The organism is Streptomyces sp. 3211.6, assembly GCF_003634815.1.
GTDB lineage: Bacteria > Actinomycetota > Actinomycetes > Streptomycetales > Streptomycetaceae > Streptomyces > Streptomyces katrae_A.
Window position 1 is genome coordinate 118,651 of the sequence record NZ_RBXC01000001.1, and the last position, 17,226, is coordinate 135,876.

Consider the following 17,226-nt stretch of genomic DNA (forward strand, 5'->3'; position numbering starts at 1 on the left):
TCTGCCACACCACCGTCCCGAACCCGAGAGATCGCACCTCGGACAGGACTGGGCCGCCTCGTGAGACCGGGGGCCGGATCCTGTGTACGGCCCCGGGTCCGGGCGGGCCCCGCCCGCAACGGTGCGGGCATCGAAGGCCGTTCCAGAAAATCTGGAACGGCCGGCGCCCGGTCGCGGTCCGGGCTTCGGCGAGGCCGAGTGCCTCGGCACGAGGTGCTCAGCCGTATCGGCGCAGTTCGTGGAAGAAGTCGTCGATGACGTGCAGTTGCCCGGTACGGGCGGCCTCGTCGTAGACGTGTCTGCCGACGACCAGGTCGAGCACGCCCAGGCCGAAGGGGGAGAACACCACCGGCCGGCCTCGGGGCAGTGTCGCGCGGCCGGTCGTCACGTCGTGCAGCGTGCCCGTGAGGAAGTCACGGTTCCCGGTGAGCTGTTCGGCAAGGTGGGGCGAGGTGTCGGCCTTGAGGCAGTGCTCGACGTCGTCGACGACGTTGGTCGAGGCGAGCAGGATTTCGGGGGCGAGGTCGCGCAGTGACACGTGCAGGACCAGGGGGTTGTGGTCGAACCATGCCGGGTCGGTGACGTGTGGCCGGTCGGCGACGGTGGCGAGGACGAGCAGGTCGCTGGAGCGGATCAGCTGCTCGGGGCTGTCGTGCACGGTGAGCTCGGTGGCCGTGTCGGCGGCTCGCAGGTAGCTGTGGAAGCCGGCCGCGCTGTCGGCGCTGATGTCGTGCACCCCGATCTCCTCGAAGGACCAGCCCGTCGCGGTCAGGAACGTGTGGATGTAGCGGGCGATGAGTCCTGTTCCGAGGAATCCGACGCGGGTCGGACGCGTCCCGCGGGCCCGGCTGAGCGTGTGGGCCGCCGACGCGGCCATCGCGGCCGTGCGGGTGGCGCTGATGATGGAGCTCTCCAGGCAGGCGAACGGGTAACCGGTGTCGTGGTCGTTCAGGATCAGCACGGCCGAGGCCCTGGGGAGGCCGGCCTGCACGTTGTCGGGGAAGCTGGAGATCCACTTGAGGCCGTCCACCCGTGCCCGTCCGCCGATCGACGCGGGCAACGCGATGATGCGGGCGGTCGGGCGGTCCGGGAAGCGCAGGAAGTACGACGGCGGGTTCACCGACTCCCCGACGGAGTGCAGGTGGTAGGTGGTCTCGATCAGGTCCATGATCAGGCGTTCCTGTCCCTGGAGGATGTGCTGGACCTGGGCTCCGGGGATCACGGCGAACGCGGGCGTGGTCATCGGGTGCTCCTGTCGGGGGACGCGGTGGGGGTGGCCGGGAACGGGGCCGGGGGCAGGGGTTCGGCCATGGCGACCAGGACGTCGCGCGGTGGCTCGAACGCTTCCCGGCTGTGGGCGGTGCGGATGTTGTCGATGAGCATCAGGTCGCCGGACTGCCAGGGCTCACGGACGGTGTGCTCGGCGTAGGCCGTGTTGATCAGCTGGACCACGTCCTCGCCGATCGGGTCGCCGTTTGGGAAGGCGGTGTTGAACGGCAGGGCTCCGGGGCCGTAGACGTCGAGGAGGTACTCCCGTACGTCGCACTCCAGCGTCCACTCGTTGAAGAACGCGATCTGGTTGAACCAGCAGCGCCGGCCGGTGGCCGGGTGGCGCACCACTGCGGCACGGTGCTGGCGGGTGCGCAGACCGCCGTCGTCCTGCCAGTCGAACTCGATGGCGTTGGCGCGGCAGTAGTTCTCGACGGCGGCCCGGTCGTCGGTGCCGAACGCCTCGGTCCAGCTGGCGCCGATGTCGTCGTTGTAGCTGCGGGTGAGCAGCCAGCCTTCCCGTTCGAAGCGCCGTACGAGCTCCGCCGGCAGTGCGTCCAGGACGGCCGCCGCATCCGCGAGGGCGGTGGCTCCGCCTGTGGTGGGTGCCGTCAGGCAGCCCAGCAGGAGCAGGCCGGGAGGTCTGTGGACATAACTGAGTTCGTGGTGCATGCACATGGGCTGGTTGGCGGGCCACGCCGTGGAGGAGTACACCCCGGGGGCGAGGACCTGACGGGGGGCGAAGGCTTCGGTGTCGGTCATCAGGGCGGGGGCCAGCCGGGCGAAGACCGCAGCGGCCTGCCCGGTGTCGCGCAGGCCGAGCCCGCGGACGAGTACGGCGCCGTGTTCGGCGGCGAGGCCCAGCAGTGCGCGGCGGTGTTCGGCCGCCCAGGCCGTGGGGTCGGCCGGGGCGGGGACGTGCAGGACCGGGGGCCTGTCCGGGTGCAGCTCCACCGGGGGCAGGGACGCGGCGACGGGCACGGAGCGGTTGACGGAGCGGGTGAATGACATGGACTTCGTCCTTTCGGTGCTGTCGCGGAGGAGGCCCGCGATCAGGGGGAGGCCGGCTGGGCGGGGCTCCGGTCGGGTACGGCGTCGAGGAACCGGGCCAGTTCGGCCAGGACGGGGTGGCGGGCGACGTCCGCCGGGGACACCGCGCGGTCCAGGGCGACGGCGAGTCTGACCGCCGACAGGGAGGTCCCGCCCAGGTCGAAGAAGTTGTCGCGGCGGCCGATCCGGTGTCGGGCGATGCCGAGCACGCTCGCCCAGGCGGTCGCGAGACGGCGTTCGCAGGGCGTTTCCGGAGCCTGGACGTAGTGCTCGGCCGCGTGCAGTCGTGCGGCCAGGGCCGACAGGGCAGTCCGGTCGATCTTGCTGTTGGCCGTGAGAGGGAGGCTTTCCTGCCAGTGGACGGCCGAGGGGACCATGTACCCGGGCAGGGACGTTCCCAGGTGGTCCAGCAGGACGCCCGTATCGATCGGGTGCGGGGCGGTGTAGAACGCCACCAGGTGGGCGCTGCGGTCGGGCCGTTCGGTGACGACCACGGCGCTGGCGCGCACCCCGGGCGCTCGCAGCAGGATGTTCTCGATCTCTCCGGTCTCGATGCGGAATCCGCGGAGCTTGACCTGGTTGTCGTGGCGGCCGAGGAATTCCAGCTTGCCGTCCGGTCGCCAGCGGCCGACGTCGCCGCTGAGGTACAGGCGCTCGCCCCCGCGGTGGGGGTCCACGAGGTAGGTCGGCCGGGTGCGCTCGGGGTCGTTGACGTAGCCGCGGCCGACGCAGACCCCGGAGAAGGCGATCAGGCCGGGCGCGCCGAGGGGCACCGGGTCGAGGCGCTCGTCGACGACGTAGAGGTGCACGTTGTTGACGGGGCGGCCGAGCGGGACCCGGTCGCCGTCCGGCGTGCGGTCCATGACCTCATGGTTGGTGTCGTCGCTGGTCTCGGTCAGGCCGTAGGCGTTGACGAGCTTGATGTGGGGCTGGGCGGTGAACCAGCGCTGGGCGAGTTCCCTCTTCAGCTCCTCACCCGTGACCGACACGTACCGCAGGTCCGGCAGCGTCCGGGGGTGCTGTTCGAGATGGGACACGACGACGTCCAGGTAGGACGGGACGACTTGCAGCACACCCACCCGGCCGCGGACGACGGTGTCGAGGAAGCGTGAGACGTCGAGGATCGCCTCCTGCTCGATCAGCAGGGTCCGCCCCCCGGCCAGGAGCGGCGCGAGCAGCTGCCACAGCGAGATGTCGAAGCACTGGGGCGCGGTCTGGGCGACCACCTGCCCTTGGCCGATCTCAAGGTCGTCGATCTTGGCGTAGAGGTGGTTGAGCATGCCCTGGTGCTCGCACATCGCGCCCTTGGGCTCGCCCGTCGAGCCGGACGTGAAGTAGATGTAGGCCAGTTGGTCCGGCTCGACCGCCACACCGGGATCGGTCCCGGGATACCCCTGGTCGTAGGCGGTGTCGACGATCAGCGTGCGGACCTCGGGCCGGACGGCCACCAGGGCCTGCTGGAGGGTGGTGGGGGCGCCCTGGGGGGCCTGCTGCGTCAGCACCAGCCCGCATCCGGCACGGGCCAGCATCGCCTTGATCCGTTCGGCCGGCAGGTGCGGCTCGACGGGCAGGTACGCACCGCCGGCCTTGAGGACGGCCAGGACGGCGGCCGGCCAGTCCAGCGTCCTCTCCATGGCGACCGCGACGACGCCTTCACGCCGCAGTCCCTGGGCGCGCAGGGCATGGGCCAGCTGGTTGGCGCGGACGTTGAGCTCCTGGTAGGTCAGCTTCCGGTCGCCGTGCTGGGCTGCGACGGCATTCGGGTGCTGCCGTACGCGCTGCTCGAACAGCTCGTGCGCCCGGCGCGGCGGCAGTGCTCGGCGCGGCCCGGCCAGGCCACGGAGCTGGAAGCGGAGCTCTTCGGCCGACAGTATGCTCCGACCCGTGTGGTCGGCATCCGGGTCGGCGGCCATCAGGGTGAGCACGGTGAGGTGGTATCCGGCGATCCGGGCGGCACAGCCCGCGTCGAGGACGTCGGTCCGGTAGCGCAGCCGGAGCGTCGGCCGTCCGGTGTCGTGGTGGCCGTCGACGCCCAGCCACAGCACCGTGTCCGCGGCCGGTGTGGCGCCGTCCCCGGTCTGCTCTCCGTCGACGGCGAGGCGGCCGCCGTCGATGCCGGTGGGATCGAGGACGGTCTCGAAGGGTGCGCCGGTCAGGTCGAGTTCGCGCCGGAGGTCGTCGACGGGGAAGTCCTGCTCGGCCAGTAGCCGCTCGACGGCGTGGTGACCGTGCAGCAGCAGCGTCCGCCACGAGCCGGGCCCTGCCGTCAGCCTGCACGGCAGCGGCCGGCCGTCGGCGGATGTGACGTACCCCGTGGTCACCTCCTGTTCGCCGCTGAGTGCGGCCAGCACCTTCGCGTGCGCGGTGAGCAGCACGTGGTCCAGCGGAACGGCCAGGTCGTCCGCCAGGCGGCGCAGTGCCACCGCCAGGCCTTCGGGGAGGCGGGCCTCGTACTCGGCCACGCCCGCGACCGGCCTGCGGGTCCAGCGTGGAAGGGACGTGCGGCCACTGCCGGTGCCGCTGCCCGCGGCTAGGACGTCGTGCCAGAACTCTCTGCCGGTGGATGCCTCGACTGCCATGACGGTCTCTCCTGTCCTGGTGCTGGTGTGATCGGGTGTCAGACGCCGTGTGCCGGGGGCGTCGCGGATGGCGGGGTGTCCTCGGGCTGCTGCCGGGCCGGGTTCCCTGCCCAGCGGGCTCCTTGCGGGACCTGCTCGCCCTTCATGAGGAAGGAGTCGCAGGCGAGCTCGACGCCGTCGGCGAGCGTCACGCCGTAGTGGACGAACGCGCCGACACCGAGGGTGCAGCCGTCACCGATCGCGGTGCGGTCGGACTTGAAGGCGCCGTCCTCCTGTGAGTGGCACTGGACGACCGTGCCCGCGTTCAGCGTGCAGTCGTCCCCGACGGTGACGAGGGTCCGCTCCGGGAAGAAGCAGCCGTCGTCGAAGACCCGCTTTCCGATCCTCGCGCCCAGCAGCCGCCAGACGACGTTCTTGAACGGGGTTCCGTTGAAGAGCTGCGTGTAGTCGACCGACGCGGCCTTCCAGAAGCGCTCGTGCCGCCAGAACGACGGCTCGTAGATCGAGCAGTACAACGGTTCCTGGGGCCTGAACCCGGCCGCGGCCCGTTCGACCAACGCGAAGTGGACGACGCTGATCAGCAGTGTGGCGACGCCGGCCAGCGCGAACGCCGACGCGCCCAGCGAGGGGTAGAGGGCGTTGGCGCCCAGGGCGACCAGGGCGACGACGAAGAAGTGGGCCCACCGCGCCGTCAGGTACAGACCCGCCGTGACGGCGTTGTGCCGGTTCTTGGCGGCCAGGCGCCGGCGCAACTCGTCGCCGCTCTCCAGGTCCTGGAACCTGGTGTCCCGCAGCACCGTGCGTGGAATGACGAAGGGAGGCGAGCCCAGCAGGCCCACGTCTTCCCGGACCTCTCCGTCGACCGGCACCATCACCTTCGTCGCCAGCAGACAGTTGTCACCGGTCCTGGCCTGCGCGGGATAGGCGATGCGGTTGCCGAGGAAGCTGTGGGCCCCGACCGAGACCCGGGACAGCCTGAACGACGTGTTGGAGTATTCGGCGTTGATCAGCGACAGCCCGTCGGCGACCATCGTCCCGCTGCCCACCGAACTCTGGAAAGGGCTGTCGTGCTTCACGCTGGTCCCGAAGTTCGACCCGGTCTGTGTGACACGGGACAGGTCGTAGCCGAGGTAGCGCAGGTAGTGGACGATCGCGGAGCTGTCTCCGAACAGCGCCATGAAGAACTTCCTGTTGGTCAAGACCCTGATGGCCCGGTGCAGGCCGTACTGGACGCCGTAGAGCGGATGGACCGTGTCCGGCTCGACCGCCAGGTTGAGCAGACGCGGTACGACGCCCTGGATGAAGAGCGCGACCAACGCGGCGCCGAAGAACAGCACCAGGGAGGCGGCCAGCGCGGTCAGGTAGAACGTCCCGCTGGTGAAGGCCGACGTCCCGACGCGAGACGGTGCGTCCAGCTGCGGCAGCGGGTCCAGCAGCGCGACGACGCCGCCGGTGGCCAGCGGCAGGTACACCATCAGGAGAGCCAGCAGCTGCCCGACGGTGTAGCAGACCTTCCTGGTGCCGGAGCGGTCGGCGCCACCGAGCGTACGGACCGTACCGACCGTGCGGAAGTCTGTACCGCCGGGCTCGGCCGGTGACCCGTGCCAGCTCTCTCCTGAGGGAACGCTCTGACCTGCGTGCAGGCTGGAGGCGTGCCCGAGCTGGGCCCAGGCGCCCATGGAGGTGTTGATGTCGAGGACGGCTTGTTCGCCGACGAAGGCGCTGTCACCGAGGGTGACCGGTCCGGTCTGGATGAGGCCGGCGTGCGCCCGGTAGCAGGAGAAGAGCACGTCATTGCGGATCACCGCACCGTCACCGATCGTGAGCAGATCGGTGCAGACAGGAATGTGCGTGGAGAAGATGGCGACATCGCGCCCGATCCTCGCGCCCAGCGCCCTGAGATACGCCGCGTACAGCGGCGAGCCGGTGAACAGGCGCACAGGGCTCGTGCGGATCAAGGTCTTGACCAGCCACCACCGTACGTAGGTGAGGCTCCAGACGGGGAAGTCCCGGGGCGTGAAACGACCGATGAGGGTCCATTTCGCCGCGATCGGCACCATGCACAGGCCGGCGAAGCCCACGCTGCCCACCAGCACGGACCGCAGGTAGACGTCGAGCACGCCCTGGCCGGCGGCGACCCACTCGAAGCCCCGGACCGTGGCCAGCGCGGCGAGGTAGGAGTACGCGAGGAACAGCAGGAGCTGGAGCGTTCCGCACAGCAGGTACTGCCCCGTTCCCGCCCTCGCCGGCCTCGTGGCCGCGGGCGCGGGCGCGGGCGCGGGACCGCCGGCGGCGGCGGGCGCGGCGCCGACGAGCGCGGAGGCGAGGCTGTTGACGGTGGGATGGCGGTAGACGTCCTTCATCGACACGGGCAGCAGGTCCGCCCGCTTCCGAACCCGGGCGCAGAACCGTGCCATCACCATCGAATCGGCGCCCAGATCCTCGAAGAAGTCGCTGTCGCCCGACACCCGCTCGATGCCCACGACATCGGCCAGCACCTGTGCGAGGAGCCTGGCGGTCTCGGCCGCCGGGCCACCGGACGCGCCTTCGGGCCCGGGTGCGGGCCTGCGCTCGGGAAGTACTGCGGGGACCGGCCGGGCGGCCGCCCGGGCATCAGTGGGTATCTGTGGCATGTCTGCTCCTCGACGACGTTCGGGGGGCGCAGCAAGGCGGAGGCCTTCAAGGGCGGAGGCGCGATGCCGCCCTTCCAGTAGGCCGGGCCTCCGGACGCCCGTCATGCCGCTCGATGTCGTGGCTTGACATGAGGTGTCCCCGGGGCTAGAGCGGCGGCGCCGAGCCGTGATGGCGACCGGTGTCAAGTCCCGAGATCAGGTGACGTGACAGGGCCGCGGTCAGCCCGCGTACTGGTAGTGGCCCCGAAGGCGCCGCAGCCGACGGATTGCTCCCCGAACCGCCGCCACACCGGGCCTCGGCACCCGGACGCCGATGCGAGTGCACACAAGGAGGCGACCATGCCGGTCATCTCGACCCCCCAGGCATTCAACCAGGACGATCTCTACATCGACCTCGAGGCGATCACCGGGCACCGGCTGTTCCTGAAGTGCGAAGGGTTCAATTTCGCCGGGTCGATCAAGCTCAAAGCCGCGATCGCGATGGTCGAGGCTGCCGAACGCGACGGCCTGCTCTCCCAGGACTCCGTCCTGGTCGAATCCTCCTCCGGCAACCTCGGCGTGGCACTGAGCATGATCGCAGCCAGCAAGGGCTACCGGTTCGTGTGCGTGACGGACTCCCGTTGCAACCTGGCGACCCGGCTGCTCCTGGAAGCCCTCGGCAGCGAGGTCCACGTCATCACCGAACCCTCCCCCACCGGCGGCCTGCTCGGCGCCCGGATCGACCACGTCCGCGCCCTGTGCGCGTCCGACGACCGCTACGTCTGGCTCAACCAGTACACCAACCCCAACAACCAAGCCGCCCACTACCGCACCACCGCACCGGCCATCGCCCGAGCTTTCCCTGACCTCGACGTGCTCTTCATCGGGGCCGGCACCACCGGGACCCTCATGGGGTGCGCCCGCTACTTCCGCACCTGGCACCGCCCGGTACGCATCGTCGCGATCGACGCGGAGGGCTCCGCCACCTTCGGACGGCCGCCCAACCGCCGCATGATCCCCGGCCTCGGCACCAGCATCCGCCCCCCGCTCCTCGACTGCTCCTACGTCGACGACGTGGTCCATGTCGACGAAGCCGACACGATCCGTACCTGCCACCAACTGGCCCGCCACGGCTTCGTCTTCGGCGGCTCCACCGGGACCGTGGTCAATGGCGCCGCCCAGTGGCTGGCCCAGCGGGACCGGCCGGTGACCGCGGTCGCCATCGCCCCCGACCTCGGGGAGCGCTACCTCGAAACCGTCTACCGGGCCGACTGGGTGCAAGACCTCTACGGCGACGACGTACTCCGGTCCAAGACCGCCGCCTGACGGCCCGGGCGCCACGCGTACCGGCCGGTGGACGGGTGGGCCGGGCTCGGTCGGTGCGCCGCTCGGGCGCCCGTCGCGACCGGTCCGGCCGGGGTGAGGACAGCGGCCGCCAGGTGCTCACGGAACCAGCGATGCCCCGGGTCGGTGGAGTTGTGGGGGTGCCGAGCCCTGCCGAGATCCAGGGGTTCCAGGTCGGGGGGGGGACATTCACAGGCCCATGGCTGCAGTGGTGCCGGGGGGAGCCGGCCGGCCAGGCTGAGGGCGACGAGGTCGGCAGGCGGCGTTCATGCTGATGCGCGGGCAGCGCACGGACCCGAGGATCTACCGCGACGTGGTCCGCGACGACCAAACGGTTCGCGGCCTGACCATCACCACGGAAGCTAGCACCACGCCTGGCTCGCCACCCCCGACCGGTACGTCCCTCGAACCGGCCGAGCACCGCCTCCACCCCGATCGAGTCCATCACCGCCGAAGCCGCCTCCGGGGCTGCTCAGGCACTTTCGCAGGCAGTCAAGACAACAGCGAGAACGGACACGACCTCCACATCACGGGCGTCTGCCGCTGGCCGGCCTGGTGATGAGTGGCTGGCTGCGTAGGTGAGAACGGAAAACGTTTGTAGGTGAGTTGCAGGAGCAGCCGCTTGTCACTGATGCCCGGAATGTTGACGAGACTTGGACACACCTGTCCGGAGCGTCGGCGTCGGCCGATGGCCGATGGCCGACGGAGCTTGCCAGACCTGTGATCGCTGGGAGGGCGTCGTCTCTCAGTGTCCGCCCTGCGGTGAGGTGGCGGAGTCGTTCAGGCAGCGGTCGAGCAGTGCGTGCATGCGGGGCATGGGGAGCGAGGGGTTTGCCGCGGCACCCTCGGCGGTGCGCGAGTCAGCGAGGAGGGCATCCAGGGCTTCCGGTGTCAAGCTCGGGTTGGCAGCGGCTGCCCGGCACACCGACTCGTCGGGGTCTTCCACCGGGGCCTCGGCCAGGGTGGGATCGGCTGCGGCAAGGGCCCGTACGTCGGTATCCGGGTGGCCGATGAGGTGGGCCCAGCCGGTGCGGGGGAACGCGGGCAGAGTCAGCAGGTGCGGTCGGTGGGCCGGGCGGGTGACGAAGACGTCCAGGAGGAGTTGGGGCGGAGCCAGCGGGTGGTGGCAGGCCAGCAGGATCCGTACCTCCTCGTCGTCGTCCTGTGCCAGTGTCGCGGCGAGTTCCGCAGGCAGGCCGGGGAAGCGCGCCGCGACCCGGCGGAGCACCGGTTCCTCGGACGCCGCGCAGGCGGCGAACCAGTCGGGCGACGGTTCGCCGGTCGGCTCCGTGATCGGGCAGGTGCAGTCCGGGCCATGCCCGATGACCCTGTCGATCGCCCAGTACTCGGCCCAGGTGCGGGGGAAGGGGCGGAGGCGTGCGCGCATCCGCACGTCCTCGTCCGGGTCCTCCCTCAGCTCCGCCACCAGGTCCGGTCCGAGGTCGGGCCGGGCGGCGACCAACTCACGGATCTGCGCCTCGGGGTGGCGGGCGAGCCGGGTAACGGCATCGGCCGGGGTTTGGGGATTCCAGGTCAGGGGGTGCACCGTGCCGTCCGCGAAGCACTGCTCGACGACCGTGGGGGACAGTGCACACGTGCCGAACACGAACGGCCTGCCGCGGGAGCCGTAGGACGGCAGCCTGGCCTCCACCCGTTCCGGATCCAGCACCCAGCTGTGCTCCTGCGCCGCCTTCCGTACCGCGGGGTCGGGGTCGTCGAGCAGGGCCTCCCGCTGCGCGTCGGTGAGCGACTGCCACTCCCGGGTGGCGCGTTCACGGAGCCCGGGGTGCTCGTGCCCGGCCATGGAGCGGTGGAAGGCCAAAGGGATCTGCCGGGAGGAAACGAGCTCCCCGACGATCTCGTTCGCGGTGAGCGTGCCGTCTTCGCCCCCGTCCCGGGCGGTCAGGAGGGTGACGAGGATGTCGTCCGGCAGTGGTCGGACCCATCGCGGGCGGAGATGGGCAGGCACGCCGCCGGCGAGCCACCCGCGGACGATCCCCGACGGGTCCGTCGCCAAGGGGACGAGTCGTGCGGGGTCGATGTGCCGGTTCTGCGCGAGCGCCCGGCGGATCCTTCTGTCCGGGTGGTTCAGGGCCGCGTCGATGACGGCGTCGGGCAGGTCACGACCCGCGCACATCAGCAGGCCGACCTCACCAGCCGCTGGATCGAGCAGGCGTGTCAGGACGTCGGAGGGCGCCGCCGGATTGAGGGCGATGCCGCGCAGCCACAGTTCGTGCAGAGAGTCGGACACCGCGTCATCCTGCCACCTCGCCTCCTGAACCGGGCCGCAGGACGGCTACCTCGTGGGCGCTTACCGGCGTCTCCGTCCGCAGGGATTTGGACCACGTGCCGCGGGCTTTGCTCTTCATGCGCACGCTGACCGTACGCGGCACACCGCCAGGCTCCGCATCCACCGCCGCCGGGGAACGCACGACATCCGGGGCAAGTCAAGCAACCGGGCGTTGCTGGAACTCGGCTACATCATCTTCCGCGCCCACAAGGTGTTCTCGCTTTGGGCAACAAACGTTCTCGCTACTGACCGACAAAGCCAGAGTGGCCGAGCGCAGCGCCGGTGGCGCGGGCCGTACGAAGCCCGCCAGACGCCCGCAAGGACGGGCGCGGCCCACATCCGGGCGGGGCGCGAAAGCCTTTCACAAGGGCATCCAGGCTCTGACTCGGTGCCTGGAGCGGGAAAGCGGCGGCACGACGGGGCGAGGGCATGTCGAGCTACTCCCGGACGGATGCCATGCCACCGGGTCAACCGGCGGCGTCCCGCTTCCTGACGGCCTCGAAGGGGGGTGTTGCCCGTGTACTGGTTGTCGCCCGCGGGGAGGCAGTTGTCCTCCCGGACGGTTCCCAGCCCGTCGCAGTGCTCGGAGCTCGTCCGGAAGAACACCGTGGTCGTGTGCGTACCAGGCCTGAGGCCGGGCAGCGCCGGGGACGCGAAGTAGGAGAAGGGCAGCCCTTCCTCGATCCGTACGAGGCGCAGGACCTCTGGCCCGAAGGAGAAGCTCCGCTCCTGCGGTGTACCGATGTCCTGGACGATCCGCACGCCGAGGAACTTCAGGACGAAGTCGTCCAGCGGCTTCGGCACGGACGGCGTGTATCCCGCCGGGTAGACGGCGGTGGCGGCGTCGGCGGCCGTGCCCCAGCTGGGGAAGCTGCGGACCCACGGCTTCTTCGCCACGGCGACGCGGCGGGCCGGCGGGCCGGCGGGCCGCCGGGCCGATGGGCCGATGGGCCGATGGGCCGATGGGCCGATGGGCCGATGATCCGTTCCCTGATCGACAGGAAGGCGTTGAGGTCGACCCCTTCCACCAGGCAGTGGTCCTCCGCCCCGGCGGAACGGGCCTGAGCCGTGCCCTGCGCCGTGGTCTCCTGCCAGCCCTGCACTGCCTGGGCCGTGCCGCTGCCCAGAGTCGTGAGAGGCCGGAAGCCATCGCGTGGAAGTACCTCATCTGCTCCCCTTTCCGCGGCTCCCCCGCCGCGGTCGCCATTGCCGGACCACGGCGGAGCACGGCCTCTGGCCTTCACCATCACCGCGGGCGCCGGGGCCGGCCGCCGGACGCGTTGGGGCCGGCGCCCGAGGCCCTCGCCGAACGCGGCCGCAGCGCCGCCGCTCAGGTGGCGACGACCGTGGACGTCGTGCGCGCGACCCTGGAACAAGATCGCCGGAGAGAACAAGGGCCGCTCGAAGGGCGGCGGCCCCGTCCTGCGTCTGGACGACGACGTCGAGGGCCTGCTCAAGGAGGTCCTGCTCAAGCAAGAGAAGAACCGCCGTGCTGCGCCGCCAGGGCATGGCCAGCCCGTCCCCGTGGAGCACCGACGCCCACGGCGTACACGCCTATGACGGGAGGTACTCCTTCCGCCAGGAAGGCCGTGACGGCGGCGGCGAACTGCTCCGGGGCGTCGTGGTGCACGACGTGACCGGCGGCCAGCTCCACCAGGCGCGCGCGGCCTTCCCGGAGGGCGACCATGGTCCGGGCGTGACCGGCCGTCAGCTCGTCGCTCTCCGTGCCGCGCACCAGCAGGGTGGGGCAGGGCACGGCGGTCCAGTCGGCCCGGTGATCACCGCACAGCGCCTTCTGGGACGCGATGGTGTCCTCGATGCCGAAGGAGAAACCCCAGTCCCTTTCCCGCCGGCGGAACGCGCATTCCAGGTAGGGTGCGGCCGAGCCCAGTGCCTCGGCCAGCGCCTGCCTGGACGGCGCGTGTGCGGGAAGGCGCGTGGTGAACGACCAGTCGCAGTCGACGACCGCGCCGATGTCCTCCACGATCAGCCGTTCGACCCGGTCGGGGTGGTGCGCGGCGAACTGGTAGGCGTTGACCCCGCCCAGTGAATGCCCCAGCACCGGCACCGGGCCGCATCCCAGGTGCCGGTGGAGGGCGAGGAGGTCGGCCACGTAGTCCCCCCGCCCATAGCTGTCGGCGCGGTCGGACTCCCCATGTCCGCGCTGATCGAGGGCGATCACCCGCCACCGAGGCGCCAGCGCCTCCGCGAGCGGGGCGAACGCCGATGCCTCGTTGTAGTGCCCGTGCAGGGCGAGGAGCGGCTTCCCCTGACCGCCGAAGTCCAGGTACGACAGCCTCCGCCCGCCTGTCGTGAAGTATTCGCGCATGGTGCCGATCGTAGGATCCGGCACTGACAGTCCGCGGCGGTCGGTCAGGCGCGGGCCCGGTCCGGGGCGGACCGGGGGCCCCTCAGGTGCGGCCGGTCCCGCTCGGCGACCTCGGTGAGGGGCCGGCGGCGCGGAGCAGCACGTCGAGGACGCGGTCCGGTTCGGCGGCGTAACAGTGGGCGAACCAGGCCTTGTTGGCCTCGACCACCGCCCAGCCGCCGTCGGCGAGCCGGCCGATGTCCAGACAGCCCGCGCTGGGCAGGCCGGCGGCCGTGGCCTCGAGGACGGTACGGCCGAAGGCACGGCTCTCCGTGTCCAGCGGCACCGGGTCGAGGCGTCCGTGGACGGCGCAGCGGCTGCCGGCGACGGCTTCGCCGTCGATGACGAACAGCCGGTACTCGGCCTCGAACTCCACCACCCCGCTGACCGGCACCGGCGTGGCCCCGTCAAGCCCGCCGGGCAGCGGCCCGCCGCCGGTCCCGTCCGCGTGGACGGCGGCGGGCAGCAGATCGAGCTTGGCCGAGGGCGGTTTCACGAAGAGCCGCTCCCGCAGCATCCGGGCCTCGGCCAGGGTGGTGAGCCGCACGGAGCGCCGCAGGAGAGGGCGCGGTACGCGCGTCAGCCACTCGTCGGCCGGCTCCAGCAGCCCGAGGCCCAGCGGACCGGCCCCGCGGGCGGCCGCACGGGGGCCGCCGTACCAGTGCACCCGGCGCCCCTCGGCGTGCGCCGCGCGGCCGACCACGTCGTAGCCGCGCCATGCGGCGGCGCGGGCGAGGAGTTCGGCGGTGGAGGTACGGGGGCGGGCAGGAAGAGTGCGGGCGGGGTACGGGCTTCCATTCCGCCGACCTTACGGGCTCCGGCAGCGGCCGGCTGCGGCTTCGCGGCGCTGTCGTCACCTCCCGATCCCACCGCGTTCGCGGTGCGTCTCGCGCGTGGCCACATCCGCACCGGGTTGTTCGAATTCGAATCACTCGGTATCGTCGAAGCAATTCGATTCAAATTTGAACTTCGCAAGGGAGAAGCCCGATGCCGGTACGCCGCCTCAACCACGCGGTGCTCTACGTCCGCGACGTCGCAGCCTCGGCCGCGTTCTACACCGACGTGCTGGGCTTCAAGGTCGACACCGAATTCCCCGGGCGGGCCGCCTTCCTCAGCGCCCGGGAAACGCTCAACGACCACGACCTCGGCCTGTTCGCGATCGGCGCCGACGCACCCGGCCCGCAGGCGGGCCGGGTCGGCCTGTACCACCTGGCCTGGGAGGTCGGCACACTGGGCGAGCTGGCCGAGATCGGCCGGACACTCGGCCAGCGCGGGGCGCTGGTCGGCGCCACCGACCACCACCGCTCCATGTCCTTCTACGCCAAGGACCCGGACGGCAACGAGTTCGAGGTGATGTGGCGGGTGCCGCGCGAGGGTTGGGCGGCACCCGGCGAGGCACCGAAGACGGGCCCTCTGGACCTGGAGGCCGCCATCGCCCGCTGGGGCGCCGACCTTGTCACCGGCGCCGCCGCCGGCTCCGCCACCTGAGGCTCACCCCGGGAACGGCGAGTCGATCCCCTTCCGGTGTGTGTCAGCTGATGCCGACGGCGGCCAGGGGTGGTGGTCCAGTCGGCGGCGACGGCCTGCCGGCCCACGGCCAGCCGGGGCGGCGCCGAACCCCGACGCACGAGTGGATGAACCGCCGTTTCCCGTCCCTGTGGTGCCCCCGGCCGGCATGGGCGCCCGCTGGCGGCCGATGTGACGACGCTCCCGCACGCCTGTGTGCGGGGGCCTGCACCAGATCGGCGAACTCACGGCGGAGCCGGGCCGCGAGCGTCCACACCGAGGGGTGCCGACTGGCCTTCGACCACGGGCACCCGCCGCGCACCCTGGCCGCGCTCGGTGTGCTGGCACCGCACGGCACGGCGGCTGTGGGCCAGGGCGAGTTCGGGGTTGTCGAGCGGCGGCATCGGGGCCTGGATGACGGGCGCACACCCCGATCCACACGACACGGCGACCCGGGAAACGCGGCGCATCGGCTCGGTCGCCTGAGAGCCGTCGTCGTTCAGGCCTTCCTGAGCAGCTGGGTGGCCGCGCGGCCGAACACGAGGCGGGCCGTCCGCTTCAGGACGCCGCCGAAGAGGCGCGGCAGGCAGCGGATGCGCAGTTCCTCCCGCCACACCACCCGGCTGCGGCCCCCCGGCCCTGGCCGGACCTCGATCTCCGCCCAGCCCAGGACGACCCGGCCGCGCTTCTCCAGCCGGCACAGGCCGGGCTCGTCGCCCGCCGGCGGGCGCCAGACCGTCACCTCCATGACGTCGTCGACGGTCACCGGTCCGACGCCCGACCGGGCCACGAAACGCGTGCCCTCGCGGGTCGGCAGCGCGGTGAGCACCTCGATCCTGGTCAGCGTGACCACGTCGGCGTGGCGGGGCCATTCCGTCAGCCTGCGCCACGCCTCCGCGGGGGCGAGCGGGGGATTGCGTTCGAAGGAAAAGGTGGGCACGCAGCAATCGTAGGGAATCGGTGCCGTCCACCGTGCGGCACGTCCCCCGCAGCCCACCGCCGTACAGGGTGAAGATGACCGAACCCCTCGACACCGCGCCCCCTGAGGGCCCGGCAGGGGCCTTCGGGTCCAAGGGGGCGGGCCGGGCCCACAGCATCGGGCCGGGCAACGTGCGTGAGGGCCGCCTCCCTGGCTCGGGAGGCGGCCCTCAACCGGCGGGCCTGCGATCCGGCCGCCCGCCGCATCCGGAAGATCCCCGCAGCGTCAGTCACACCCTGCAAAGATCACCGTCATGGGTCCGAGTGCGGTCGTCAGCCCGGGCACTTCAGACCGGTCCGCGCGGACTTCACCGCGCTGTCCAGCATCTGGGCCTGCGGCTTCAGCTTGGTGGCGGCCTCGGCGCCGGCGGTGTCGTCCGGCAGGCCGTCCCAGGTCTTCTTCAGCCCGTCCGCCGCGGACTTCACGGCCTCCCTCTGCGCCGCATTCCATTCCGCCGTGGACTTCGCGACCGCATCCCAGCCGTCCCTGACGTCGTCGTACGCGCTCTTGACCTGGTCCTTTGTCGCCGACGCCGGATTCAGTCCGAACAGTGCCGTCGCGTCGGAACGGAGCTTGTTCAGGTCGGTGCACAACTGCGCAGCCGCTGCACTGGAGTTGGGGCTCGGATCGGCCGCGAAGGCGGGAGAAGCTCCGCCGACGGAAAGGGCCAGCGCTGCCGCCGCGCTCAGGGCAGTACTCGGAATGTGCCTCATGGGTTTCCCCTCGTACGGGATTCCTCGGGTCGTCCCCGCCCCTGACAACCCCGAGCTTCCGGCTAACCACGCTGACACAGCCCACCGGACCCCGCAATCCGCGGCCGCCACGCCCTGGCAGTGCATGGCCGGCCCGCCTTGTCACGTCGGCGGCGCGGCAGGACCAGCGCGAGGAGGACGGACGGCTCGTATCCGCAGGGGCCGGTGTTCGGCCAGGCAGCGACGACGCGGGCGACGGCTTCGGCCTGCGTGGTGTGGAAGCCGCGCGGTCCGAAGGCGACGGACCAGGCGTGACAGCGGCCCCGGGAGCCGATGGCGCCGCCCTCGTCGGTGATGGGGCCGATCCCCGGCCCGTGAGGACGCCGCCCCGCACGGTCGCGGGCTTCCAGCGGCCGGAGCGAGCGCGACGGTGGCGACGAGGTCCTGGGGGTCACCCCGGAATCGACGGTCACTCCGTGTCACGGTAGCTGGGGCGGGTTAGCGCGCTGGGGTGAAGGCATCACAGCTGGTCAGTGC

At 71.5% G+C, this 17,226-nt stretch carries 12 protein-coding genes; 2 read left to right on the top strand and 10 right to left on the bottom strand.

Annotation, left to right across the window (positions count from 1 at the left end):
- Window positions 1-217: 217 nt before the first annotated feature.
- The 4 genes from sbnB to BX286_RS00530 are packed head-to-tail and all read right to left on the bottom strand — an operon-like array spanning window position 218 to window position 7,531.
- Window positions 218-1,243 carry a 2,3-diaminopropionate biosynthesis protein SbnB gene (sbnB, locus tag BX286_RS00515; protein WP_100861994.1) on the bottom strand — a complete coding sequence of 342 codons (1,026 nt, stop codon included), beginning with the start codon at window positions 1,241-1,243 and terminating at the stop codon, window positions 218-220.
- Window positions 1,240-2,280: a TauD/TfdA family dioxygenase gene (locus BX286_RS00520; protein WP_100861995.1), complete on the bottom strand. Its 1,041-nt coding sequence runs from the start codon at window positions 2,278-2,280 to the stop codon at window positions 1,240-1,242. The genes sbnB and BX286_RS00520 overlap by 4 nt, the downstream gene beginning before the upstream one ends.
- 41 nt (window positions 2,281-2,321) lie before the next feature.
- The gene (locus BX286_RS00525) at window positions 2,322-4,898 is read right to left on the bottom strand and encodes an amino acid adenylation domain-containing protein (protein ID WP_121014289.1); all 2,577 of its coding nucleotides are present in this window, start codon (window positions 4,896-4,898) and stop codon (window positions 2,322-2,324) included.
- 38 nt (window positions 4,899-4,936) lie between these two features.
- Complete coding sequence (locus BX286_RS00530; protein WP_187344050.1) at window positions 4,937-7,531, bottom strand: Pls/PosA family non-ribosomal peptide synthetase; 2,595 nt, start codon at window positions 7,529-7,531, stop codon at window positions 4,937-4,939.
- Between the two features lie 339 nt (window positions 7,532-7,870).
- Between BX286_RS00530 and sbnA the strand changes: the two genes are divergently transcribed.
- Window positions 7,871-8,836 (top strand): 2,3-diaminopropionate biosynthesis protein SbnA, encoded by a 966-nt coding sequence (gene sbnA / locus BX286_RS00535; RefSeq protein WP_079431428.1) that lies wholly within the window; start codon window positions 7,871-7,873, stop codon window positions 8,834-8,836.
- A gap of 763 nt (window positions 8,837-9,599) precedes the next feature.
- On the opposite strand, the gene BX286_RS00550 is transcribed toward sbnA, so the two are convergent.
- The 3 genes from BX286_RS00550 to BX286_RS00565 form a co-directional block, all read right to left on the bottom strand.
- Window positions 9,600-11,105 carry a hypothetical protein gene (locus BX286_RS00550; RefSeq protein ID WP_121014291.1) on the bottom strand — a complete coding sequence of 502 codons (1,506 nt, stop codon included), beginning with the start codon at window positions 11,103-11,105 and terminating at the stop codon, window positions 9,600-9,602.
- A 1,507-nt stretch (window positions 11,106-12,612) separates the two neighbouring features.
- Window positions 12,613-13,473 carry an alpha/beta fold hydrolase gene (locus BX286_RS00560; protein ID WP_121014293.1) on the bottom strand — a complete coding sequence of 287 codons (861 nt, stop codon included), beginning with the start codon at window positions 13,471-13,473 and terminating at the stop codon, window positions 12,613-12,615.
- A gap of 82 nt (window positions 13,474-13,555) precedes the next feature.
- Window positions 13,556-14,215 carry an ATP-grasp domain-containing protein gene (locus BX286_RS00565; protein ID WP_121014294.1) on the bottom strand — a complete coding sequence of 220 codons (660 nt, stop codon included), beginning with the start codon at window positions 14,213-14,215 and terminating at the stop codon, window positions 13,556-13,558.
- Between the two features lie 284 nt (window positions 14,216-14,499).
- Between BX286_RS00565 and BX286_RS00570 the strand changes: the two genes are divergently transcribed.
- A complete protein-coding gene (locus BX286_RS00570; RefSeq protein ID WP_100862002.1) occupies window positions 14,500-15,000 on the top strand; it encodes a VOC family protein in 501 nt (166 codons plus the stop codon).
- A 263-nt stretch (window positions 15,001-15,263) separates the two neighbouring features.
- Here BX286_RS00570 and BX286_RS36260 read toward each other — a convergent pair whose 3' ends face one another.
- The 3 genes from BX286_RS36260 to BX286_RS00580 form a co-directional block, all read right to left on the bottom strand.
- On the bottom strand, window positions 15,264-15,422 hold the full coding sequence (locus BX286_RS36260) for a hypothetical protein (RefSeq protein WP_187344051.1): 159 nt from the start codon (window positions 15,420-15,422) through the stop codon (window positions 15,264-15,266).
- Window positions 15,423-15,517: 95 nt separating this feature from the next.
- Window positions 15,518-15,958, bottom strand: coding sequence for an SRPBCC family protein (locus tag BX286_RS00575; RefSeq protein WP_121014295.1), 441 nt, complete (start codon window positions 15,956-15,958; stop codon window positions 15,518-15,520).
- A 311-nt stretch (window positions 15,959-16,269) separates the two neighbouring features.
- Window positions 16,270-16,710, bottom strand: coding sequence for a hypothetical protein (locus BX286_RS00580; RefSeq protein WP_261993283.1), 441 nt, complete (start codon window positions 16,708-16,710; stop codon window positions 16,270-16,272).
- Window positions 16,711-17,226: the final 516 nt, after the last annotated feature.